A 23,644-nucleotide genomic window follows, 5' to 3' on the forward strand; every position below is an offset into this window, starting at 1 on the left:
ATGGCACTGACCAGAACGCAGATGGCAGCTCGTGCGGCCGCTGAGCTGAGGGACGGCTCGTACGTGAATCTCGGCATCGGACTGCCGACCCTCGTTCCGAACCACGTCCCCAACGGGATCGAACTCGTGCTGCAGTCGGAGAACGGCATCCTCGGCGTCGGTCCCTATCCCACCGAGGACCGGGTCGACCCTGATCTGATCAACGCGGGGAAGGAGACCGTCACCACCCTTCCCGGCGCGGCGTTCTTCGACTCGGCGTTGAGTTTCGGCATGATCCGCAGCGGCAAGATCGACGCGGCGATCCTCGGAGCGATGCAGGTGTCCGCAACCGGGGACCTCGCGAACTGGATGATCCCCGGAAAGATGGTGAAAGGCCCGGGCGGAGCGATGGACCTCGTCCACGGCGCCTCGCGGGTCATCGTGCTCATGGAGCACACCGCCCGGGACGGATCGCCGAAGATCGTCTCCGAGTGCTCGCTGCCGTTGACAGGCCGGCGCGTGGTGGACCGGATCATCACCGATCTCGCCGTCATCGACGTGACGCCCACCGGGCTCGTCCTCACCGAGACCGCGCCCGGCGTCACGGTGCGCGACGTCATCGCCGCGACCGAGCCGACGCTCACCGTCGCCGACGGTGCGAAGGTGGACGCATGAGCGAGGAGATCGTCATCGTCGCGGCGGCTCGCACGCCGCAGGGCAAGCTGCGCGGGCAGCTGTCGGGCTTCACCGCTCCGGAGCTCGGCGCGTTCGCGATCCGGGGAGCCCTCGACCGGGGCGGTGTCGACCCCGCAGCGGTCGATGCGGTCGTCATGGGGCAGGTGTTGGCGGCAGGCTCCGGGCAGAACCCCGCGCGTCAGGCGGCGGTCGGAGCCGGGCTGGGATGGGGCGTGCACGCCACGTCCGTGAACAAGGTCTGCCTGTCGGGGCTCACCGCGATCATCGACGCGAAGCGGATGATCGCCTCCGGCGACGCATCCGTCGTCGTCGCGGGCGGCATGGAGTCGATGTCCCGAGCGCCGCATCTGCTGATGGGCTCTCGCGACGGATGGGCGTACGGTTCGGTCGAGGTGCTGGACCACATGGCCGTCGATGGTCTCACCGATGCGTACGACGGCGTCTCGATGGGCTTGTCGACGGAGCGTCGCAATCCGGGTCTCGGCCTCTCCCGCGCCGACCAGGATCACGTCGCCGCACTGTCGCACCAGCGAGCGGCTGCCGCGACGGACCGCGGGGTGTTCGAGGACGAGATCGTCCCCATCGAGGTCCCGCAGCGCCGGGGCGATCCGATCCGCGTGACGCGGGACGAAGGCATCCGTCCTGAGACGACGGTCGAGACGCTCGGCCGTCTGCGCCCGGCCTTCTCTGACGATGGTGACATCACCGCCGGGAATGCGTCGCCGATCTCGGACGGTGCCGCCGCCGTCGTCGTCACCACGCGGACGAGAGCGGATGCCGAGGGCTGGACGGTCCTCGCGACCCTGGGCTCGGCGGGCCAGGTCGCCGGCCCGGACAACTCCCTGCACTCGCAGCCGTCGCGCGCCATCGCGCAGGCGCTCGAACGTCAGGGGATGGCCCCCGCCGAACTCGATCTCATCGAGATCAACGAAGCCTTCGGCGCCGTCGTGGCGCAGTCGCGACGCGAGCTCGGCGTCGACGAGGCGATCGTCAACATCCACGGCGGCGGCATCGCCATTGGGCACCCGATCGGCGCGTCCGGCGCGCGGCTGGTCGTCCACGCCGTGCACGAGCTGGCGCGACGCGGCAGCGGCGCGGCAGCCGTCGCGCTGTGCGGGGGCGGCGGTCAGGGCGAGGCGCTCATCCTCACCCGCTGAAGCCCGCGGCCGTCAGCGCGAGAGGCGTCGCCGGAGCAGCTTCGCCTGCTCGCCGTCGCGCGGCGAGTCGAGCGGGATGAGCTTTCCGCGCCGGGCGCGACGCGTGTCGACGACCGAGCCGATCGCGAGCGCCAGGGTGATGCCCCAGCTCAGCCAGGCGAGCGCGGTGCGCCACGTGAAGGGCTCGTCGCTGCGCGCCGAGCGCAGCAGGGTCACGCCACCTGTGATGGCCGACAGGAGTCCGGTTCCGAACAGGTATTTGCGCATAGCACCCACGCTAGTGCGCTCCGTCACCGCGTCGGCGGTTGTTAGCCTGAACACACCCATCGAGAGGAGCACCGTGGCTGAGGCTTCAGACTTCGTCGTCGTGTCGAACCGTCTTCCGGTCGACCGAACGGACGACGAGCACGAGCCCTGGCGGCGCTCTCCGGGTGGCCTCGTCACCGCGCTCGACCCCGTGATGCGTCGCAACAACGGCGCATGGGTGGGCTGGCCGGGGCAGGCCGATGTCGAGGTCGAGCCCTTCGAGTTCGACGGACTGCACCTGGTCCCCGTCGCGCTGTCCGCGGAGGACATGCAGCTCTACTACGAGGGCTTCTCGAACGACACCATCTGGCCGCTGTACCACGACGTGATCGCGACCCCCACCTATCACCGCACGTGGTGGGACGCCTACGCGAGGGTCAACCGCCGGTTCGCGGAAGCCGCGTCCGCGATCGCCGCGGACGGCGCGACGGTGTGGGTGCACGACTATCAGCTGCAGCTGGTGCCCCGCATGCTGCGCGAGCTGCGCCCCGACCTCACGATCGGCTATTTCCACCACATTCCTTTCCCCGCATACGGCCTGTATGCGCAGCTGCCGTGGCGGAAGCAGGTGCTCGAGGGCCTGCTCGGCGCCGACGTGATCGGCTTCCAGCGCGTCGCGGACGCGGGCAACTTCGCGCGCGCCGTGCGGCGGCAGCTCGGATTCGACACCAAGGCCGGGTCCATCGCCGTCCCGACCGAGGACGGCGGCGTCCGCACGGCCGTCGCCAAGGCGTACCCGATCTCGATCGACTCGTCCGAGTACGAGGAGCTCGCGCAGCGGCCCGACATCCGCGCCCGGGCTGAGGAGATCCGCACGAGCCTCGGCAATCCGAAGGCGATCCTCCTCGGCGTGGACCGCTTGGACTACACCAAGGGCATCCGCCACCGGCTCAAGGCATACGGCGAGCTTCTCGCCGACGGCAGGCTCTCCGTCCACGACGTGATCCTCGTCCAGGTGGCCAGCCCCAGCCGCGAGCGGGTGCAGACGTACATGGAGTTGCGCGATGAGATCGAGCTGACGGTCGGTCGCATCAACGGCGATGCGGACGAACTCGGATACAGCGCGATCCAGTACCTGCACCACTCCTACCCACGCGAGGAGATGGTCGCACTGTACCTCGCAGCAGACGTGATGCTCGTCACGGCCCTGCGGGACGGGATGAACCTCGTCGCCAAGGAGTACGTCGCAAGTCGCGTCGACCTCGGCGGTGCCCTCGTGCTCAGCGAGTTCACCGGTGCGGCGGACGAGCTCACGCAGGCGATCAAGGTCAATCCGCACGACATCGCCGGCCTGAAGGACGCCATCATCCAGGCGATCGACATGCCGGACAAGGAGAAGGATCGGCGGATGCGGGCGCTGCGACGCCGTGTGCGCGAGAACGATGTGGCGCGATGGTCCCAGCGGTTCCTGACGGATCTCAGCGCCGCGCGGAAGGCGCACCCGTGACGGGGCCGGGGGCGGTCGCAGGGACTGCGCGCCTCTTGGTCGCACTCGATTTCGACGGCACGCTGTCCGCCCTCGTGGACGACCCGATGTCCGCTCGCATGAGCGCGCCGGCCCGCGAGGCCGTCGACGCCCTCCTGTCCGCGCCCGACACCGTCGTCGCCCTCGTGTCCGGACGGTCGCTCGGAGACCTGCGCGTCATCTCCGAGCACGGCGACGATTCCCGCATCCTCCTCGCGGCGTCCCACGGCGCCGAGTTCTGGATTCCCGGCCACCCCGCGGACGAGGTGGCGTCCGCTGCCGATCTCACCCTCCGCGACCGTCTCCGCGGCGAGGCCGAGGCCCTCGGCGCCGACGTCCCGGGGTCATGGATCGAGCCGAAGAGCTTCGGATTCGGCGTCCACACGCGCACCGTCCGGGAGTCGGATGCCGCGGCGCGGCTGCACGCGCAGGTGGATGAGCTCGTCGCGCGGGAGGCGCCCTCCTGGCGCCGTCGTCAGGGGCACAACCTGGTCGAGTACGCCTTCCGCACCGAAGGCAAGGATGCGGCGGTGGCGCGCCTGCGCGCCGAGACGGCAGCGACGGCGGTGGTCTTCGCCGGGGACGACGTGACGGATGAGGACGCGCTTCGCTCGCTCGAACCCGGCGACCTCGGCATCCGAGTGGGACCGGGGGAGACCGCCGCGTCGGTGCGTGTGGCGGACACCAATGAACTGGCAGAACTCTTGACGACCATCGCGCGCGAGCGCGCCGCGGCTCGGCAATAGACTTCGAGAATGCCCTCACCCGACGAGATCATCGACATCAAGCCCCGCAGCCGCGCGGTCACCGACGGCATCGAAGCCACCACGTCGCGCGGCATGCTCCGTGCCGTGGGCATGGGCGACGAGGACTGGGACAAGCCCCAGATCGGCATCGCCTCGAGCTGGAACGAGATCACGCCCTGCAACCTCAGCCTCGACCGCCTCGCGCAGGGTGCGAAGGAGGGGGTGCACGCCGGCGGCGGGTACCCGCTCCAGTTCGGCACCATCTCGGTCTCGGACGGCATCTCGATGGGCCACGAGGGGATGCACTTCTCCCTCGTGAGCCGCGAGGTCATCGCCGACTCCGTCGAGACCGTCATGATGGCCGAGCGCCTCGACGGCTCCGTCCTGCTGGCAGGCTGCGACAAGTCGATCCCGGGCATGCTGATGGCCTCGGCCCGTCTCGACCTCTCGAGCGTCTTCCTCTACGCCGGTTCCATCGCGCCCGGGTGGGTCAAGCTCAGCGACGGCACCGAGAAGGACGTCACGATCATCGACTCGTTCGAGGCGGTCGGCGCGTGCCTCGCGGGCAAGATGAGCGAGGCGGACCTCAAGCGCATCGAGTGCGCCATCGCTCCCGGCGAGGGCGCGTGCGGCGGCATGTACACCGCCAACACGATGGCGTCGGTCGCGGAGGCCCTGGGGCTCAGCCTGCCGGGCTCGGCGGCACCGCCCTCCGCCGACCGTCGCCGCGACTACTACGCGCACCGCTCGGGCGAGGCTGTCGTGAACCTGCTCCGCCAGGGCATCACGACGCGCGACATCCTCACCAAGGAGTCGTTCGAGAACGCGATCGCACTCGCGATGGCGCTCGGCGGCTCGACCAACGTCGTCCTGCACCTGCTCGCGATCGCCCGCGAGGCCGATGTGGACCTGACTCTGCACGACTTCAACCGCATCGGCGACAAGGTCCCGCACGTCGCCGACATGAAGCCGTTCGGCAAGTACGTCATGAACGACGTCGATCGGCACGGCGGCATCCCGGTCATCATGAAGGCGATGCTCGATGAGGGCCTCCTGCACGGCGACGCGCTCACCGTGACCGGCAAGACCCTCGCCGAGAACCTCCGCGACCTCGACCCGGACTCGATCGACGGCACCGTCATCCACACCTTCGACGACCCGATCCACGCGACCGGCGGCATCACGATCCTGCACGGCTCGATGGCGCCCGAGGGGGCCGTCGTCAAGACCGCCGGATTCGACGCCGCGGTCTTCGAAGGACCCGCCCGTGTCTTCGAGCGCGAGCGTGCCGCCATGGACGCGCTGGAGGAGGGACGCATCGCCGCCGGCGACGTCGTCGTCATCCGATACGAGGGCCCGAAGGGCGGCCCCGGCATGCGCGAGATGCTCGCCGTAACGGCCGCCATCAAGGGCGCGGGCCTCGGAAAAGATGTACTACTCTTGACGGACGGACGATTCTCAGGCGGCACAACCGGCCTGTGCATCGGCCACATAGCACCCGAAGCGGTGGACGCTGGTCCCATCGCCTTCGTGCGCGATGGTGATCTGATACGGGTCGATATCGCGGCTCGCTCTCTCGACCTACTCGTCGATGAGGATGAGCTGAACTCCCGCCGCGAAGGCTGGGAGCCCCTTCCCCCGCGCTATACCCGTGGCGTGCTGGCCAAGTACTCGAAACTCGTGCGCTCCGCTGCGGAGGGCGCGACGACGGGCTAGGCCCCCACACACACCGTCATCCATCACGCAGAGGTCCCACTCATGTCTTCTGACACCGTCGCCGCTGTGCCCCGGCCACCGGCCGGAGGTTCGTCCACGCCCATGCTCACCGGAGCGCAGGCCGTCGTCCGCTCGCTCGAGCTCCTCGGCGTCACCGACGTCTTCGGGCTTCCGGGCGGAGCGATCATCGAGGTCTACGACCCGCTGATGGACTCCACGGAGCTGCGGCACATCCTGGTCCGGCACGAGCAGGGCGCAGGGCACGCCGCGGAAGGCTACGCCGCGGCATCCGGTCGGGTGGGCGTCGCCATCGCGACGTCCGGCCCCGGCGCGACCAACCTCGTGACCGCCATCGCGGACGCGTACATGGACTCGATGCCGATCGTCTGCATCACGGGGCAGGTGTACTCCACCCTGATGGGGACGGATGCCTTCCAGGAGGCTGACATCGTCGGCATCACCATGCCGATCACGAAGCACTCCTTCCTGGTGAAGGACCCGGCCGAGATCCCGGCTGCGATCGCCGCGGCGTTCGAGATCGCCTCGACCGGACGACCGGGCCCCGTCCTCGTCGACATCACGAAGGACGCCCAGCAGGCCAAGGCGCCGTTCGTCTGGCCCCCGAAGATCGACCTCCCCGGATACCGTCCGGTGACGAAGGCTCACGGCAAGCAGATCCAGGCTGCCGCGCAGCTCATCTCCGAGGCCAAGAAGCCCGTCCTCTACGTCGGCGGCGGCGTCGTGCGCGCCGGCGCCGCGGCGGAACTGCGTCGCCTCGCCGAGGCGACCGGAGCACCGGTGGTGACGACGCTCATGGCCCGCGGCGCGTTCCCGGACTCGCACCCGCAGCAGCTCGGCATGCCCGGCATGCACGGCACCGTGCCCGCCGTGCTCGCGCTGCAGGAGGCGGATCTCCTGGTGGCGCTCGGCGCTCGCTTCGATGACCGCGTGACCGGGAAGGCGGCGCTGTTCGCGCCGCACGCGAAGGTCGTCCACGTCGACATCGACCCGGCGGAGATCTCGAAGATCCGTGCCGCCGACGTCCCCATCGTCGGCGACCTGAAAGACGTCCTCGTCGACCTCGACGCGGCCTTCGCCGGCGTGGACACGCCCGACATCTCCGAGTGGTGGTCCTACCTCGAGGGCCTCCGCGCGGAGTTCCCGCTCGGCTACGCGCCGACCAGCGACGGGCTGCTCTCGCCGCAGCACGTCATCCAGCGGATCGGCGAGCTCACCGGTCCCGAGGGCGTCTTCGCCTCGGGCGTGGGGCAGCACCAGATGTGGGCCGCGCAGTTCATCGGCTACGAACGTCCCAACGCATGGCTGAACTCCGGCGGCGCGGGGACGATGGGTTACGCCGTCCCCGCAGCGATGGGTGCGAAGGTCGCCGAGCCGGACCGTGCGGTGTGGGCGATCGACGGCGACGGCTGCTTCCAGATGACCAACCAGGAGCTCGCCACCTGCGTCATCAACAACATCCCGATCAAGGTCGCGATCATCAACAACTCGTCGCTCGGCATGGTGCGGCAGTGGCAGACGCTGTTCTACGACGGCCGTCACTCCAACACCGACCTGAACACGGGCCACGACACCATCCGCATCCCGGACTTCGTCAAGCTCGCGGACGCCTACGGATGCCTCGGCATCCGCGTCGAGAAGGCCGAGGACGTGGATGCCGCGATCACGACCGCGCTCGAGACGAACGACCGCCCGGTCGTCATCGACTTCGTGGTGAGCGCCGACGCGATGGTGTGGCCGATGGTGCCGCAGGGCGTCAGCAACAGCTACGTCCAGTACGCGCGTGAGCACGCGCCGGCATTCGAGCAGGGGGACTGACGATGAGCAAGCACGTCCTGAGCCTCCTCGTGGAGGACAAGCCCGGTCTGCTGACCCGCGTCGCCGGCCTCTTCGCCCGTCGCGGCTTCAACATCGACTCCCTCGCCGTGGGGGTGACCGAGGTGCCCGGGCTGTCCCGCATCACGGTCGTCGTCGACGTGGAGGAGCTGCCGCTCGAGCAGGTGACGAAGCAGCTCAACAAGCTGGTCAACGTCATCAAGATCGTCGAGCTCGACTACGCGTCGTCGGTGCAGCGCGAGCACATGCTCGTGAAGGTCCGCGCCGACAACCAGACCCGCTCGAACGTGATCGAGGTCGTGAACCTCTTCCGCGCCTCGGTCGTGGATTACGCGACCGACGCGCTCGTGGTCGAGGTGACCGGTGATCGCGGCAAGGTCGACGCCTTCCTCAAGGCGCTCGAACCCTTCGGCGTGAAGGAGCTCGCGCAGTCCGGCATGGTCGCCATCGGCCGAGGCGGCAAGAGCATCACCGAGCGCGTCCTGCGCGGCTGACCCCACAACTTCTCTACCGACATCTACAAGGAGACACACACGAACATGGCTGAGATCCTCTACGACGCCGACGCCGACATCTCGCTCATCCAGGGCAAGAAGGTCGCCATCGTCGGGTACGGCTCGCAGGGCCACGCCCACGCCCAGAACCTCCGCGACTCCGGCGTCGAGGTCGTCATCGCCCTCAAGGACGGCTCGAAGTCCGCGCCCAAGGCGGAGGAGGACGGCTTCGAGGTGAAGTCCGTCGCGGATGCCGCCGAGTGGGCCGACCTCATCATGATCCTCGCGCCGGACCAGCACCAGCGCGGCATCTTCAACGACGAGATCAAGCCCCACCTCGCGGCGGGCAAGACCCTCGCCTTCGCCCACGGCTTCAACGTCCGCTTCGGCTACATCGAGGTCCCCGACGACGTCGATGTCATCCTCGTCGCCCCGAAGGCCCCGGGCCACACGGTGCGTCGCGAGTTCGTCGCAGGGCGCGGGATCCCGGACATCATCGCCGTCGAGAAGGATGCCTCGGGTCACGCCTGGGACGTCGCGCTCTCGTACGCGAAGGCCATTGGAGGCACCCGTGCCGGCGTCATCAAGACGACCTTCACCGAGGAGACCGAGACCGATCTGTTCGGCGAGCAGGCCGTCCTCTGCGGCGGTGTGTCGCAGCTCGTGCAGTACGGCTTCGAGACCCTGTCCGAGGCCGGCTACCAGCCCGAGATCGCCTACTTCGAGGTGCTCCACGAACTGAAGCTCATCGTCGACCTCATGTGGGAGGGCGGCATCGCCAAGCAGCGCTGGTCGGTCTCCGACACCGCCGAGTACGGCGACTACGTCTCGGGACCGCGTGTCATCGACCCGCGCGTCAAGGAGAACATGGGCGCCGTCCTCGCGGACATCCAGTCCGGTGCGTTCGCAAAGCGCTTCATCGACGACCAGGACAACGGCGCCGCCGAGTTCCAGGAGCTCCGCGCGAAGGCCGCCTCGCACCCGATCGAGGCCGTCGGCAAGGACCTGCGCGCGCTCTTCGCGTGGAAGCAGCAGGACTCGGACTACACCGAGGGAAGCGCTGCGCGCTGACCGACCGCGCCGACGGCGCGCAGAGTGCGGAGGGCTCCGCAGCGCGCTGACCTTCGGCATCCAGCCCTCGGCGCATCCGCCGGGACCGGCTTGACATGAGCCACGGAGGCCCGACCCTTACAAGGGGTCGGGCCTTCGGCGTCGGTAGACTCGGCTCGTGCCATCCGACCCCCACGACGACGAGGACGCCCTCCGCTGGGAGGGCGACGATTCGCCGACTCGCCCACCGCGCCCGGAGCGTACCGACGCCGCCCTGCCGGAGGGCTGGCGAGCCGTCGGGCGGGGGAGTGGGGATGCCGCGGGCGCACCGCCCCCGCCGAGGGCCACGTCCGATCCCGGCGATGCGACCGTGGCGCCCATCAGCACACCCCTGGGGAACGTGGCACTCGTCAGCCTGGGGCTGCTCGGGGGTGTCTACCTCCTCTACACCGTCGGCTGGGTGCTCGGCGGCGCGCGGCTGTCCGACGCCACCACGTTCTGGCTCGAGCCCGCCGCGGTCGTCCCGGCGATCTGGATGTCCGTCGCGGCCCCGGCCCTCTGGTTCGGTGCGACGCTGCTGCTGACCCGGGGGAGCGCGACATGGCTTCGCTTCGCCTGGCTCATCGGCGGCGCGTTCCTCCTGCTCCCGTGGCCCTTCGTGATCGGAGTGTGACACCGTGACGACCCCGACCGCACCCCCGCGCCGCGGACCCTCGTGGCTGCCCGCCGCCGTCGCCGGCGCCTTCGGCCTCTTCTACGCCTACGCCGTCTGGACCGCTGTCGCCTTCCTCCTCGCGCAGGCGACCGGCGTCGAAGGCCTGAACGGTGCGGGCTGGGCCGTTCTGCTCTTCGCCGTGGTGTTCCCGATCATCGTCTTCGTCGCCGCCGTGATCATTGCTCGCCGACGGTCCGTCGTGCAGCTCGCGGTCGTCCTGCTCGTCGGTGTCGGCCTCGTCGCGGTGTTCTGGCTGAACATCCTCGCCTACGCCATCACGAACGGGAACTCGCTCATCGGCGCGTGATCCGCGTCACACGGTCGGGTCGGGGCGGTCGCATTCGCTAGGCTTGCCGTGCCGCGGACCGTCGTCGGTCACAGCCCGGCCGATCCGTGGCGATCCACCCCCGCGTACCCGAAGGTCTGCCGTGCCCAAGCCTGTCGTCCTCATCGCCGAAGAACTCTCTCCCGCCACGATCGAGGCCCTGGGCCCCGACTTCGACGTCCGATCCGTCGACGGTGCCGACCGGGCTGCGCTGCTCCCGGCGCTCGCGGACGCGCACGCCGTCCTCATCCGCTCCGCCACGAGGATGGATGCCGAGGCGATCGCCGCCGCGCCGTCGCTCAAGGTCATCGCGCGTGCGGGCGTCGGCCTCGACAACGTGGACATCAAGTCCGCCACGAGCGCGGGCGTGATGGTCGTCAACGCGCCCACCTCCAACATCATCTCCGCCGCCGAGCTCACGGTCGGCCACATCCTCAGCCTCGCGCGCCACATCCCCGCCGCGCACGCCTCGCTCGCCGCCGGCGCGTGGAAGCGCTCGTCCTTCACCGGCACCGAGCTGTTCGAGAAGACCGTCGGCATCATCGGCCTCGGCCGCATCGGTGCCCTCATCGCCGCGCGCCTGCAGGCCTTCGGCGTGACGGTCGTCGCGTACGACCCGTACGTGACCCCGACGCGCGCGCAGCAGCTCGGCGTCCAGCTCCTCACCCTCGACGAGCTGCTGCGGACCAGTGACTTCGTCACGATCCACATGCCGAAGACGCCCGAGACGACCGGCATGATCGGCGCCGCCCAGTTCGAGATCATGAAGGACTCGGCCTACGTCGTGAACGTCGCGCGAGGCGGTCTCATCGACGAGGAGGCGCTCCTCACCGCGCTGACCACGGGGCAGATCGCGGGTGCCGGTCTCGACGTCTTCACCAGCGAGCCGCCCAAGGAGGACGGCACGGCCTTCCCGCTGCTCGCCCTGCCGAACGTCATCGTCACCCCGCACCTCGGCGCGTCGACCGACGAGGCCCAGGAGAAGGCCGGCGTCTCGGTCGCGAAGTCCGTCAAGCTCGCGCTCGAGGGTGACCTCGTCCCGGATGCCGTGAACGTCGCCGGCGGCGTCATCGACCCGTTCGTGCGTCCGGGCATCGCGCTCGTCGAGCAGCTCGGCCAGATCTTCACCGGGCTCGCCCCCAGCGCGCTCACGAGCCTCGACATCGAGGTCCGCGGCGAGCTCGCCGATTACGACGTGAGCGTCTACCGCCTCGCGGCGCTGAAGGGCATCTTCACGAACATCGTGAGCGAGAACGTGTCGTACGTGAACGCTCCGCTGTTCGCCGAGCAGCGCGGCATCGAGACCCGCCTGATCGTCGAGTCCGAGAGCCCCCTCTACCGCAACATCACGATCCTCCGCGGCACGCTGGCCGACGGCACGGTCCTGACCGTGGAGGGGACCCTCGCCGGCACCCGGATGGTGCCCAAGGTCGTCGGCATCAACGGCTACGAGGTCGAGGTGCCGATCAACCGGTACCACGTCGTCATGCGCTACGCCGATCGCCCCGGCATCGTCGCGATCTACGGGCAGAAGCTGGGTGAGGCCGGCATCAACATCGCCGGGCTCCAGGTGGCGCGTCCCGACGCGAGCGGCCGCGCCCTCTCCGTGCTGACGGTCGACTCGCCGATCCCCGACGCGATGCTCGACGAGCTCCGCGAGGCGGTCGCCGCCGACCTGTTCCGTCAGATCGAGCTCACCGAGGTCTGACGCCCCGCATCCGTGGTTCCCTGTCGCGCCGCGCCGCGCGTCGGCGTCGTTCGTGACGGGGGAGCGCCTCAGCGCACCGCGCGTTCGACCAGGTCGACCAGCGCGTCCAGCTCGGCACCCCTCGGGATCGGGCCGGGCAGTGCGCCCGCAGTCAAGGCGCTGTTGAAGTACAGGCCGTCGCTGACGAGCAGGACGAGTTGCAGCGCGGTCTCGTCGCGGGTGTGCGGACGGAGCGACCGCTCCCAGACGTCGCGGACGTCGCGCAGCGCGGCGGATGCCTCGGCGTGCCCGGCCTGCGCCAGTCGGGACGCCGCGACGATCGCGCGATCGAGCGGTGTGTCCGTCTGTACGGACGTGCGGACGAACGCGGCCACCACGCCGCCGGGAGCAGCCACCATGTCCGCGACGTCGGCGTCCACCAGCTGCCGCATCCGCTCGAGCAGCGCGGACTCGAGGGCGTCCTTCGAGGCGTAGTGGTAGAGGAGGCCGCCCTTGGAGACGCCGGCGGCGGCGGCGACCGCGTCCATCGTGGCGCTCCGGGCGCCGCCGTCGATGAGGGCCGCCTCGAACGCGTCGAGGACGCTCTCTCGGGCGCGCGGGGGTCTGCTCATGCTTCGATCCTCTCGCGATCGACGGTCTGGATCTGTTACTATACCGGCTGGACGGTGTAGAAATGATGACGTTGACGGAAGAACTCCGAGTGGCTGACCGCGGTGCGACGCGGCAGGGCTGGCGCGGATGGGCGGCGCTGGTCGTGCTCATGCTGCCGGTGCTGCTGGTGTCGGTGGACAACACGGTGCTGAGCTTCGCGCTGCCCGAGATCGCACGAGACCTCGGGCCCACGAGCGCGCAGCAGCTGTGGATCATCGACGCGTACCCGCTGGTGCTCGCGGGCCTGCTCGTGACGATGGGCTCCCTCGGCGACCGGTTCGGGCGACGTCGGCTGCTGATGATCGGCGCAACGGGCTTCGCGCTCGTCTCGGCGCTCGCGGCGTTCGCCCCCTCCGCGGGTCTCCTCATCGTCGCGCGCGCCGCCATGGGCGTGTTCGGCGCCATGCTGATGCCCTCGACGCTTTCGCTCCTGCGCAGCATCTTCACCGATCGCGATCAGCGGCGCCTCGCGATCGCGGTCTGGGCGTCGATGTTCTCCGCTGGTTCGGCGCTCGGCCCGATCGTCGGCGGCATCCTGCTCGAGCACTTCTCGTGGGGTTCAGTCTTCCTGATGGCCGTCCCCGTGCTCATCCCGCTGCTCGTGCTCGCGCCCATCCTCGTCCCGGAGAGCCGCGACCCGAACCCCGGCCGCATCGACCCGGCGAGCATCGTGCTGAGCATGGCGACGATGGTCCCCGTCGTGTACGCCATCAAGGAATTCGCGGTGCACGGCCCGGGTCTGCTCCCGATCGCACTCGTCGCCGTCGGCATCGTGTTCGGCTGGCTGTTCGTCAGGCGTCAGCTGCGATCGCGCGCGCCGATGCTCGACATGCGCCTCTTCGCGCAGGGGACGTTCACGGGCGCCCTGCTCGTGAACCTCCTGAGCGTCGTCGCGCTCGTCGGCTTCCTCTACTTCGTGACGCAGCATCTGCAGCTGATCGTCGGTCTGTCGCCGCTCCAAGCTGGACTCGCGCTGGTCCCCGGCCTCGCGCTGATGATCGTGGCAGGCCTCGGGGTCGTGCCGATCTCGCGCCGAGTGTCACCGAGGATCGTCGTCCCCGTCGCGCTGACGCTGTCGGTGGCGGGGTACGTCATGATCGCGCTGTCGACGGATGCCGCGGCCCTCGGCACCCTCATCGCAGCGTTCGCGCTCCTCGGCATCGGCATCGGTGCAGCGGAGACCGTCTCGAACGAGCTCATCCTGGCGAGCGCGCCGCCCGCCAAGGCAGGCGCCGCCAGCGCGGTGTCGGAGACCGCGTACGAACTGGGCGCCGTCCTCGGCACGGCGGTGCTCGGCGGCATCCTCACCGCCCTCTACCGTGCCGGCATCAGCCTTCCGGCGGAGCTGCCGACGGGGGCCGCCGAGGCCGCGCGCGAAACCCTCGCTGGCGCGGCGAACGTGGCTGCGGAGCTGCCCGCCGAGCTCGGAGCCCGCGTGGCCGACGCGGCAGCGGCCGCGTTCGACGCCGGCGTCGGCGTGACCTCGCTCATCGGTGCCGCGCTGGTCGTCTGCGCAGCCGTCGTGGCGGCCACTACGCTGAAGGGGTCCCGCACCGAGCGCGTCGACCACTGATCGCGCGCTGCGAACCCCTGAGCACGAGGAGAGCGATGTCGCGCGTCGTGAAGCTGGCACTCATCCCCGGAGACGGCATCGGACCCGAGGTGGTCGCCGAGGCCGAGAAGGTCCTCGACGCGGTCACCGTAGGGTCCGCGGTCGTGTTCGAGAAGACCCGCTTCTCGCTCGGAGCCGCCCGCTTCCTCGAGACCGGCGACACCCTGACCGACGACGACCTCGCGGCCATCGCCACCCATGACGCGATCCTCCTCGGCGCCGTCGGCGGGATGCCGGGCGACCCCCGTCTGAAGGACGCGAACATCGAGCGGGGCCTCCTCCTGAAGCTCCGGTTCGCGCTCGACCACTACGTGAACCTCCGCCCGTCGGTGCTGTACCCGGGTGCCGCAGGTCCGCTCGCGGAGCCCGGCGAGATCGACTTCGTCGTGGTGCGCGAGGGGACCGAAGGCCCCTACGTCGGCAACGGCGGTTCCATCCGCACGGGCACGCCGCACGAGGTCGCGAACGAGACGTCGGTCAACACGGCCTACGGGATCGAGCGGGTCGTCCGGTTCGCGTTCGCGCAGGCCGGCAGCCGCCGGAAGACGCTCACCCTGGTGCACAAGACGAACGTCCTCGTGCACGCCGGCGGCATGTGGAAGCGGATCGTCGATGAGGTGGCGCAGGAGTACCCGGACGTCGCCGTAGACTATCTGCACGTCGACGCGGCGACGATCTTCCTGGTCACGAACCCGGGCCGCTTCGACGTGATCGTCACCGACAACCTCTTCGGCGACATCCTGACCGACTTGGCCGGCGCCGTCACCGGAGGCATCGGCCTCGCCGCTTCGGGGAACATCAACCCCGACGGCGCGTTCCCGTCGATGTTCGAGCCCGTGCACGGTTCCGCGCCCGACATCGCCGGACAGCAGATCGCCGATCCCACCGCTGCGATCCTCTCCGTCGCCCTGCTGCTCGACCACCTCGGGCTGGGTGACGAGGCCGAGCGCGTCACCCGCGCGGCCCGAGAGGACATCGAAGCGCGGGACGGCTCCGCACGCACGACCGCGCAGGTCGGCGACGCCATCACCGCACGCCTCCGGGCGTAATCTGAGTGGATGCGCGCCGCGCAGACGCCGCGCGAGGAACAGGACTGACATGACCCTCACCGACTCGACCGCAGCCCCCCTCACCTTCTCGGTGACGAAGAATCTGGCTGCGGTGTCACCCGCCGCGCGCGAGGAGATCCTCGCCAACCCCGGCTTCGGCACCAACTTCACCGACCACATGGTCGACATCTGCTGGTCGTCGAAGGGCGGCTGGCACCGTCCGCGCGTCTCGCCCTACGGACCCATCTCGCTCTCTCCCGCGGCGGCCGTGCTGCACTACGGGCAGGAGATCTTCGAAGGCATCAAGGCGTACCGCCACGCCGACGGGTCGATCCACACCTTCCGCCCGGAGGAGAACGCACGTCGTCTGCAGCGGTCCGCGCGACGCATGGCGCTCCCCGAGCTCCCCGAGGAGTACTTCCTGCAGTCGCTCCGCGAGCTCATCGCCGTCGACGGGGAGTGGGTGCCCTCCGGTGCCGACCAGAGCCTGTACCTCCGCCCGTTCATGTTCGCGAAGGAGGCGTTCCTCGGCGTGCGTCCCGCCCAGAAGGTCGCGTATTACCTGATCGCCAGCCCTGCGGGCGCCTATTTCAAGGGCGGCGTGACGCCCGTGAGGATCTGGCTGAGCGAGGACTATGCGCGCGCCGGCAAGGGCGGCACCGGGGCGGCGAAGACGGGCGGCAACTACGCCGCCAGCCTGCTCCCGCAGGCGGAGGCCGCCGCACAGGGCTGCGACCAGGTCGTCTTCCTCGACGAGGACGGCAACGTGGAGGAGTTGGGCGGCATGAACGTCGTCTTCGTGAAGAAGGACGGGACGCTCGTCACCCCGCAGTCGGAGTCGATCCTCGCCGGCATCACGCGCGACTCGATCCTGCAGCTCGCCGAGGACCGCGGGCACCGCGTGGAGCGTCGCGCGGTCTCGCTGGAGGAGTGGCGGGATGGGGTCGCCTCGGGCGAGATCGTGGAGGTGTTCGCGTGCGGCACCGCGGCCGTGCTCACCCCCATCGGCGTGCTCAAGGCGTCGGGGTTCGAGGACGCGCAGCCGACGGGGACGCTCGCGCTGGAACTGCGGCAGCACCTCACCGACATCCAGTACGGCCGCGCCGAGGACACCCACGGCTGGCTGACCCGGCTGGACGGCTGACCCGTGCGGATCGTCCGGTACAGCCGCAACGACGCCATCCGCTTCGGCATCATCGATGAGAAGGAGGTCGTCGAACTCGCCGGCGACCCGATGTTCGCCGGGTTCGAGACGACGGGCGAGCGTATCCCGCTCGCCGAGATCACGCTCCTCGCACCCTCGATCCCTCGATCGAAGATCGTCTGCGTGGGCAAGAACTACCGCGACCATGCGGCGGAGATGGGCGGCGAGGCACCCGCCGAGCCGCTGCTGTTCCTGAAGCCGAACACGTCCGTGGTGGGTCCCGACGACGCCGTCGTCCGTCCGCCGCAGTCGCAGCGCACCGACTACGAGGGCGAGCTCGCCGTCGTGATCGGTCGGGTCGCCAAGAACGTGTCCGCCTCGGACGCGCTCGACTACGTCTTCGGCTACACCATCGGCAACGACATCACGGCGCGCGACCTGCAGCGTTCGGACGGTCAATGGTCCCGCGCCAAGGGCTTCGACACGTTCTGCCCGCTCGGCCCGATCATCGAGACGGAGTTCGACCTCGACGGCGGTGCGCGCATCGTGTCGCGCGTCAACGGGGAGACCCGTCAGGACGGCCCGATCTCGGACATGGTGCACTCGGTGCCCGAGATCATCGCATACGCGTCGGCCGCGTTCACGCTGCTGCCGGGCGACGTCATCCTCACGGGGACGCCCGCCGGCATCGGCGAGTTCCACGCCGGAGACGTCCTCGAGGTCGAGATCACCGGGCTCGGCATCCTGCGCAACACGGCGCGGAATGCCTGAGGCCGACCGACTCCCCATCGCGACGCCGGACGTCGCACGCATCCAGCGCCGTACCGTCGGCGTCCTCGCTGCCGGGCAGGTCCTGGGCGGGGTCGCCTTCGGTGCGACGGTCTCGCTGGGCGCGCTCCTGGCGGCGGACCTGTCGGGCGAGGAATCGCTCTCGGGGTTCGCGACGGCATCCGTGACCCTCGGCGCTGCGCTCTGCGCCATCCCGCTCGCACGGCTGGCGGCCGCGCAGGGGCGTCGGCGCGCGCTGACCCTCGGCAACCTGCTCGCGCTGGTCGGCATCGCCGTCGTCGTCACCTCGGCGGCGATGCGGCTGTTCCCGCTGCTGCTGGTCGGCGTGATCCTCATCGGCGCGGGCAACGCCGGCAACCTGCAGTCCCGCTTCGCGGCGACCGATCTGTCCGCGCAGGGTCGCCGCGGACGGGACCTCGGTACGGTCGTCTGGGCGACGACCGTCGGCGGGGTGCTCGGTCCCCTCATGCTCACTCCCGGCGAGCGCGTGGGGGAGTGGCTCGGGATGCCGCCCCTCACCGGGTCCTACGCGTTCTCGATCGTCGCGCAGACCCTCGCCCTCGTCCTGTACCTCGTCGCGCTGCGCCCCGACCCCCTGAAGGTCGCGCAGCAGCTCGCGCGATCACGGGACGCCGGAGCGCAGCGCGTCGCCGAGCTCGACCGGCCCGTGGTTGCTCGCTATGCCGTGTTCGCCGTCGCGGGCTCGCACGTCGTGATGGCCTCGGTCATGGCCATGACGCCTGTGCACCTCTCGCATCTGGACCCGCGCAACGTCACGACGATCGTCGGTGTCACGATCGCGCTGCACGTGTTCGGGATGTATGGACTGTCGCCCGTCTTCGGCATCCTCGCCGACCGCTGGGGGAGGCTCCGGACCATCCTGCTGGGGCAGGCGATCCTCGCCGCCTCGCTCGTGACGGCTGCCGTCGCGCCGGACTCGCCCACTGCCGTCCTCGTCGCGCTGCTGCTGCTGGGTCTCGGCTGGAGTGCGGCGACCGTCGGCGGCGGCGCTCTGCTCACCGAGGCGACGCCGACGGAGCTGCGTCCACGACGCCAGGGACGCAGCGACACCGCGATGACGCTGTCCGCGGCCATCGGATCCGTCCTGGCGGGCGGCATCCTCGGTCTCATCGGCTACGGGGGGCTGGCGCTCGTCGCCCTCGCCGTGGTCATCGCCATCACCGTCCTGTCTCCGTACGCGCGCCGTTGAGGCGACGCGCACGACCGGTGGCGCAGGCGGTGCGGCCGTAGACTGGAGGGCGATGTCGACTGCACCGCACCCCCTCACCACGACCGCCTCCGGATCAGACGTCCGCGTCCGCTTCTGCCCCTCGCCGACCGGCCTTCCGCATGTCGGAATGGTCCGGACGGCCCTGTTCAACTGGGCGTACGCCCGCCACACCGGCGGCAAGATGATCTTCCGCGTCGAGGACACCGACGCCGCGCGTGACAGCGAGGAGAGCTACCGCCAGCTCGTCGACGCGTTGACCTGGCTCGAGATCGATTGGGACGAGGGCGTCGAGAAGGGCGGCCCGCACGAGCCCTACCGCCAGTCCCAGCGTCACGACGTCTACCGCGAAGTGCTCGACACGCTGATCGCCAGCGGCGCCGTGTACGAGTCCTACTCGAGCGCAGAAGAGATCGACGCCAGGAACGCCGCAGCCGGTCGCGCCAAGCAGCTCGGCTACGACAACTACGACCGCACGCTGACCGATGAGCAGAAGGCCGCGTTCCGCGCCGAGGGGCGGGAGCCGGCCTGGCGTCTGCGCGTTCCGGATGAGGACGTCACCTACGTCGACCTCATCCGCGGCGAGGTGACGTTCCCTGCGGGTTCCTTCCCCGACTTCGTGATCGTCCGGGCCGGCGGCATCCCGCTGTACACCTTCACCAATCCCGTCGACGATGCGCTCATGGGCATCACCCACGTCCTGCGCGGCGAGGACCTCATGCCCTCCACCGCGCGACAGCTCGCCCTGTACGGCGCGCTCATCGACGCCGGCGTGACCTCGTTCGTGCCTCGGTTCGCACACATGCCGCTGGTGCTGGGGGAGGAGGGCACGAAGAAGCTCTCCAAGCGCGACCCGAAGGCCGACCTCTTCCTGCAGCGGGAGAAGGGCTTCATCCACGAGGGCCTGCTCAACTACCTCGCACTCCTCGGGTGGTCCATCGCCGCCGACCGCGACGTGTTCTCGCGACAGGAGCTCATCGAGGCGTTCGACATCGTCGACGTGAACCCCAACCCCGCCCGCTTCGACCAGAAGAAGGCGGAGTCGATCAACGGCGACCACATCCGGATGCTGGAGCCCGCCGAGTTCGCGTCGCGCCTGGTGCCCTACCTCGTCGGCGCGGGCGTGGTGAGCACCCCGCCGACGGACGCGCAGCGGGAGATGCTCTCGAAGGCGGCCCCCCTGGTGCAGGAGCGGATGCAGATGCTGGGCGACGCGCCCGGACTCCTCGGCTTCCTCTTCCGCGACGTCGAGTCGTACGACGACGACGCGCTCAAGGGACTGCCGGCGAACACCGCCGAGGTGCTCGGCGCGTCGGCGGAAGCGCTCGATGCCGTACCGGAGGAGTCGTTCACCGCCGACGCGATCCAGTCGGCCCTGGCGGCATCGCTCATCGACGGGCTCGGCCTCAAGCCGCGCGTCGCGTACGGTCCTGCCCGCGTCGCCCTCAGCGGGCGGCGCGTGTCGCCACCGCTGTTCGAGTCCATGGAACTCCTCGGTAAGGCCGAGACGCTGCGCCGCCTCGAGAAGCTGCGCGTGGAGCGGGCCTGACACGCCGCTGGTTTGGCCGGAGGCCCGCCGTGGGCTAAGCTTGATCCTCGGTGAGACTTCGGTCGAACGCCCTTGGGGTATGGTGTAATTGGCAACACGGCTGATTCTGGTTCAGTTGTTCTTGGTTCGAGTCCAGGTACCCCAGCAAGATGAAAACCCCCGCTCCGGCGGGGGTTTTGCCTTGCGACGCCGATGTGTGCGAGACCGGCTGCACAGGAGCACAATGGCCTCATGGGACTGTTCACTCAGCGACCGGAAGAGCCATCGGAATGGGCGGGGCTGCCCTCCGAGCCGTGGGAGCCGCGATCGCCCATTGAACGACTCGGAGAGGGCCCGCAATTGGGGGGTTGGGCGCCGGATCTCCTCGGCGACGCACCGGTGACGGCGACGTGGATCGAGATCCCGGTCGAGACCGTCGGCACGTCGGACGGTGCCGACGGTGGTGACGGAGACTGAGGCTCAGCGCATCGCGTCGCCGATGTAGGAGTACTTGACGAAGACCTCCGACGCCCACCCGGCCTCGTCGAGGACGCCCTGCACGGCGGACAGCATGTACTTCGAGTCCCACCCGAGGTAGAGGTACCGTCCCTCGTCGAGCTGGTCCCACTGGCCGTTCCACGCCATCGCTGGGTAGACGGGGCCGCCCTGACGCGCGCTGTAATCGATGACGCTCTGGCGCGAATCGGCCCACAGCCGGGCGAAGACACGGTTGAACAGGTAGCGGACGTCGCGGACGTCCCAGTGCTCGCCCCGGTACTCGACGTAGTCGAACTCCCGCTGCCAGCCACGGGGCCACCCGCGGCGCTTCTTCGCATCGAGGATCGGGGTGAGGTTGTCGTCGTCGATACCGACGACCGCCGGGCGGCGCCAGGTCTCCATGAAGCGTGCCGTGAGCTGTTCCGTCCGCTCGGCGATCCGGGCGGTCGACCACGTGTCGGCATCCGCGATCCGCCGGGTCATCTCCACGGCGCTGGCGGCGTATTCGGACCGCTTCTCGGGGAAGGAGGCGTCGAACACGCGGTCCGCGGCCCGCTCCTCGAGGAGCGTCAGGTTGCCGAGGGTGTCGATCAGCGCGCGGTGCGCGTTCTGCTCATCGTCGCTGAGGTCCGCCCACCGCCGAGTGCCGTCGCCTGTCCAGTCGTCGGAAGGGGCCGCAGGCAGCACGTGATCGAGCACGACGTCGGCGTCGGCGTCGACGCCCGCGAGGCGGGAGAGGACGAAGCCCGCGTGGGGGAGTCCGCCGTAGCGCAGGCCGACCCGGGTGCGCTCGTCGGAGGGCGTGATGCGGGCGATGGCGAGCACGAGCGCCTCCATCCCCTCATCGGCGGCACGGCAGAACCGGGCGACGAGTCGGTCGATCGGCAGCCCCACCACCGTCCGCCGGAGCAGGAGGGACTCCACATGGGTGAGGGTGAGTGAGAGATCGGATGCCGACACCTCCCCGTGGCGGTGGTCCCGGTACAGCCGCATCGCCAGGGGGTACATGCCGCGACCCAGGGTGTTGATCGCTCCGAAGTGGCGGGCGACACCGGCATCCGCCATGGCCGGTTCGAGGAGGAGGCGGTAGATCTCCGACATCTCACGCCACTCCTGCGCGTGGGCGCGGAGGGTCTCACGGTCGAGACGCGGGAACTCGTGTCGGAACGCGTCGTACACACCGCGCTCGCCCTCGACGAGCACCTCGCGGCCGGTGAGCATGACGAGGTAGTCGCGCCAGAAGGCACCGATTTGCTCGCCGGTGTTCTCCTCGATGGGGAGCCAGTACTCGTGCTCGATCGCGCTCTGTTCGGCGTGCGAGAGGCCCATGAGGACGTAGTTGTGGATGAGCTCGTGATCGCGGAGGGGCTCGCCGGTCGAGTTGAGGCTCTCGAAGATCTGCTGCGCGTTCGCATGCGCGCCGAGGGTGATGGAGACGTGCTCGAGCTTGCGGAGTCCCCGCCAGATGTCCGCGGCCTCATCGGGCCGGATCTGGCTGCGGAAGAAGGCGTAGTTGTCGTCGAAGCGGGACGCGCGGTCGGGATCGTTCGGGGCGGGCAGGTCGAGGACGACGCGCTCGAAGACGTCCGCCCATGCGCGGTGAGGACGCAGCTTCGTCCGCGCGGGGTCGCCTGCGCGGACGAGGACGGCCTCGAGCTCTGCCGCGAGCGCCGGATCGTCGTCCTGGAGCGTGTGGTGCAGGGCGGCGATCAGGAGCATGAGCGTCGTGATCCGCTGCTGGCCGTCGATCAGCACCAGGTGGGCGTCGTCGTCGGGGGAGGTGCTCGCCGTGGACAGGATCGACCCGATGAAGTGGGTCTGGGCGACGTCGTCGGCGGCGACCGCCCGCACGTCGCCGAGGAGCTGCTCGCACCCGCCGATGTCCCACCGGTACTGCCGTTGGTAGACCGGCACGACGATCGTCGTCTCCGAGGCGGAGAGCCATTCGATCGTGTTGACGGCGGTCGCCTCGACGTTCACAGCGGTGCTCATGTTCTCCGAATCGCTCCTCGAAAACCCCGGTCGAGTCTACTGACGCTCTCAGAAGGCCTAGGTAGGCTGACCTTAGTCGGGCCTGTAAAAACTTCGCTCGCCCGACGGAAAGGTCAGATCCCGCATGGGTTACATCAAGAGCGCCGCTCTGGAGGAGACGGGTTACGTCGTCCTCGACATGTACGGCAAGGAAATCGATCCCAAGGAATGGCTCGACATCGAGTACGTCGACTGGAAGTCCTCCGGCGACACGCGCTTCGCGCCGCTCGCGTCCGCCAAGGGCGACATCGAGTGCAATGGCTTCTGGAACCACCAGCCGCCGCGCACCGACAAGGACGGCGTCTGGATCCCGTCCCAGACGGAGAAGGCGCCGACCCTCACCGAGCGTGCGCTCGAACCGGGTGCGAACGTCGGCCGCTGCCGCATCATCGAGCTGCAGCCGAACACCTACGCCGACGCCCTGTACAACCTGCACCAGGACGACAACAACCGACTGAACCCCGACGGCACCGGCTGGGTCGTCCGCGGCTTCTTCAACCTCACGGACGACAAGGACAGCTTCTTCGTGCTCCGCGAGAACCGCACCGACCCGAGCGAGGAGACCCGCATCGCGCTGCCCGCCGGCGCACAGCTGGTCATCGACACGCAGCGTCTGTGGCACGCTGCCTACCACCCGGGTGACGAGCCGCGCTACTGCCTCATCACGTCGTGGGAGTCCGGCCCGGAGCTCGACGCCTACCTCGAGAAGTACAACGGCGTGAACAAGGTCGAGAGCGTTCCCCTCGACCAGGAGACGATCGACGCCGCCCAGGCGGAGCAGGAGCGTCGCATCGCCGCCCGTGCCGCAGCGCTCGCGGCCCGCGGTCAGCGCGAGGTGCTCGCGATGAGCGAGGCCTGAGCCTCCGCACCCGCAACGACGGACGCCCCCGGTCGCGATGACCG

The 23,644-nt window shown here is 69.6% G+C and carries 22 protein-coding genes and 1 tRNA gene; 20 read left to right on the forward strand and 3 right to left on the reverse strand.

Features of this window, described 5'->3' with window-relative positions; genetic code table 11:
* Together KZX17_RS11185 and KZX17_RS11190 are read left to right on the forward strand one after the other, a co-directional pair.
* Positions 1-654, forward strand: a complete 654-nt coding sequence (locus tag KZX17_RS11185) for a CoA transferase subunit B (protein ID WP_248173385.1) — start codon at positions 1-3, stop codon at positions 652-654.
* Positions 651-1,832, forward strand: a complete 1,182-nt coding sequence (locus KZX17_RS11190) for an acetyl-CoA C-acetyltransferase (protein ID WP_248173387.1) — start codon at positions 651-653, stop codon at positions 1,830-1,832. Before KZX17_RS11185 ends, KZX17_RS11190 begins: the two co-directional genes overlap by 4 nt.
* 12 nt (positions 1,833-1,844) lie before the next feature.
* Here the strand turns inward: KZX17_RS11190 and KZX17_RS11195 are convergent, their stop codons facing one another.
* The gene (locus KZX17_RS11195) at positions 1,845-2,099 is read right to left on the reverse strand and encodes a hypothetical protein (protein ID WP_248173390.1); all 255 of its coding nucleotides are present in this window, start codon (positions 2,097-2,099) and stop codon (positions 1,845-1,847) included.
* Between the two features lie 73 nt (positions 2,100-2,172).
* Here KZX17_RS11195 and KZX17_RS11200 point away from each other — a divergent pair, with 73 nt between their 5' ends.
* The 9 genes from KZX17_RS11200 (at position 2,173) to serA (ending at position 12,211) form a co-directional block, all read left to right on the forward strand.
* Positions 2,173-3,585, forward strand: coding sequence for a trehalose-6-phosphate synthase (locus KZX17_RS11200; RefSeq protein WP_248173393.1), 1,413 nt, complete (start codon positions 2,173-2,175; stop codon positions 3,583-3,585).
* Positions 3,582-4,349, forward strand: a complete 768-nt coding sequence (gene otsB, locus KZX17_RS11205) for a trehalose-phosphatase (RefSeq protein WP_248173396.1) — start codon at positions 3,582-3,584, stop codon at positions 4,347-4,349. The genes KZX17_RS11200 and otsB overlap by 4 nt, the downstream gene beginning before the upstream one ends.
* 9 nt (positions 4,350-4,358) lie before the next feature.
* A complete protein-coding gene (gene ilvD, locus KZX17_RS11210) occupies positions 4,359-6,065 on the forward strand; it encodes a dihydroxy-acid dehydratase (RefSeq protein WP_248173401.1) in 1,707 nt (568 codons plus the stop codon).
* Between the two features lie 42 nt (positions 6,066-6,107).
* On the forward strand, positions 6,108-7,901 hold the full coding sequence (locus tag KZX17_RS11215) for an acetolactate synthase large subunit (RefSeq protein WP_248173404.1): 1,794 nt from the start codon (positions 6,108-6,110) through the stop codon (positions 7,899-7,901).
* 2 nt (positions 7,902-7,903) lie between these two features.
* Positions 7,904-8,413, forward strand: a complete 510-nt coding sequence (ilvN, locus tag KZX17_RS11220; RefSeq protein WP_036309288.1) for an acetolactate synthase small subunit — start codon at positions 7,904-7,906, stop codon at positions 8,411-8,413.
* Between the two features lie 45 nt (positions 8,414-8,458).
* A complete protein-coding gene (gene ilvC / locus KZX17_RS11225; protein WP_248173407.1) occupies positions 8,459-9,484 on the forward strand; it encodes a ketol-acid reductoisomerase in 1,026 nt (341 codons plus the stop codon).
* A gap of 157 nt (positions 9,485-9,641) precedes the next feature.
* Positions 9,642-10,136, forward strand: coding sequence for a hypothetical protein (locus KZX17_RS11230; RefSeq protein WP_248173410.1), 495 nt, complete (start codon positions 9,642-9,644; stop codon positions 10,134-10,136).
* A gap of 4 nt (positions 10,137-10,140) precedes the next feature.
* Positions 10,141-10,485, forward strand: a complete 345-nt coding sequence (locus KZX17_RS11235; protein ID WP_248173413.1) for a hypothetical protein — start codon at positions 10,141-10,143, stop codon at positions 10,483-10,485.
* 121 nt (positions 10,486-10,606) lie between these two features.
* Entirely contained in the window at positions 10,607-12,211 is a 1,605-nt protein-coding gene (serA, locus tag KZX17_RS11240; RefSeq protein ID WP_248173416.1) for a phosphoglycerate dehydrogenase, read from the forward strand.
* Positions 12,212-12,279: 68 nt separating this feature from the next.
* Here serA and KZX17_RS11245 read toward each other — a convergent pair whose 3' ends face one another.
* Positions 12,280-12,822: a TetR/AcrR family transcriptional regulator gene (locus tag KZX17_RS11245; protein ID WP_248173419.1), complete on the reverse strand. Its 543-nt coding sequence runs from the start codon at positions 12,820-12,822 to the stop codon at positions 12,280-12,282.
* A 65-nt stretch (positions 12,823-12,887) separates the two neighbouring features.
* Here KZX17_RS11245 and KZX17_RS11250 point away from each other — a divergent pair, with 65 nt between their 5' ends.
* The 8 genes from KZX17_RS11250 to KZX17_RS11285 all read left to right on the forward strand — a co-directional run bounded on the left by KZX17_RS11250 (position 12,888) and on the right by KZX17_RS11285 (position 20,689).
* Positions 12,888-14,435 (forward strand): MFS transporter, encoded by a 1,548-nt coding sequence (locus tag KZX17_RS11250; protein ID WP_248174827.1) that lies wholly within the window; start codon positions 12,888-12,890, stop codon positions 14,433-14,435.
* A 35-nt stretch (positions 14,436-14,470) separates the two neighbouring features.
* Complete coding sequence (locus tag KZX17_RS11255) at positions 14,471-15,523, forward strand: 3-isopropylmalate dehydrogenase (RefSeq protein WP_248173422.1); 1,053 nt, start codon at positions 14,471-14,473, stop codon at positions 15,521-15,523.
* A gap of 49 nt (positions 15,524-15,572) precedes the next feature.
* Positions 15,573-16,667 carry a branched-chain amino acid aminotransferase gene (locus KZX17_RS11260; protein WP_248173425.1) on the forward strand — a complete coding sequence of 365 codons (1,095 nt, stop codon included), beginning with the start codon at positions 15,573-15,575 and terminating at the stop codon, positions 16,665-16,667.
* Positions 16,668-16,670: 3 nt separating this feature from the next.
* The gene (locus KZX17_RS11265) at positions 16,671-17,438 is read left to right on the forward strand and encodes a fumarylacetoacetate hydrolase family protein (RefSeq protein ID WP_248173428.1); all 768 of its coding nucleotides are present in this window, start codon (positions 16,671-16,673) and stop codon (positions 17,436-17,438) included.
* The gene (locus KZX17_RS11270; protein ID WP_248173430.1) at positions 17,431-18,666 is read left to right on the forward strand and encodes an MFS transporter; all 1,236 of its coding nucleotides are present in this window, start codon (positions 17,431-17,433) and stop codon (positions 18,664-18,666) included. The genes KZX17_RS11265 and KZX17_RS11270 overlap by 8 nt, the downstream gene beginning before the upstream one ends.
* Before the next feature lie 52 nt (positions 18,667-18,718).
* A complete protein-coding gene (gene gltX, locus KZX17_RS11275; protein WP_248173432.1) occupies positions 18,719-20,233 on the forward strand; it encodes a glutamate--tRNA ligase in 1,515 nt (504 codons plus the stop codon).
* Between the two features lie 73 nt (positions 20,234-20,306).
* Positions 20,307-20,378 (forward strand) — tRNA-Gln (locus KZX17_RS11280).
* An 86-nt stretch (positions 20,379-20,464) separates the two neighbouring features.
* Positions 20,465-20,689 carry a hypothetical protein gene (locus KZX17_RS11285; RefSeq protein WP_248173435.1) on the forward strand — a complete coding sequence of 75 codons (225 nt, stop codon included), beginning with the start codon at positions 20,465-20,467 and terminating at the stop codon, positions 20,687-20,689.
* A gap of 3 nt (positions 20,690-20,692) precedes the next feature.
* Here the strand turns inward: KZX17_RS11285 and KZX17_RS11290 are convergent, their stop codons facing one another.
* A complete protein-coding gene (locus tag KZX17_RS11290) occupies positions 20,693-22,702 on the reverse strand; it encodes a DUF262 domain-containing protein (protein WP_248173438.1) in 2,010 nt (669 codons plus the stop codon).
* 124 nt (positions 22,703-22,826) lie between these two features.
* On the opposite strand from KZX17_RS11290, the gene KZX17_RS11295 reads away from it, so the two are divergent.
* Positions 22,827-23,600: a hypothetical protein gene (locus KZX17_RS11295; RefSeq protein WP_248173441.1), complete on the forward strand. Its 774-nt coding sequence runs from the start codon at positions 22,827-22,829 to the stop codon at positions 23,598-23,600.
* Positions 23,601-23,644 lie beyond the last annotated feature (44 nt).

It is taken from the genome of Microbacterium sp. EYE_78, assembly GCF_023149035.1.
Classification (GTDB): Bacteria; Actinomycetota; Actinomycetes; order Actinomycetales; family Microbacteriaceae; genus Microbacterium.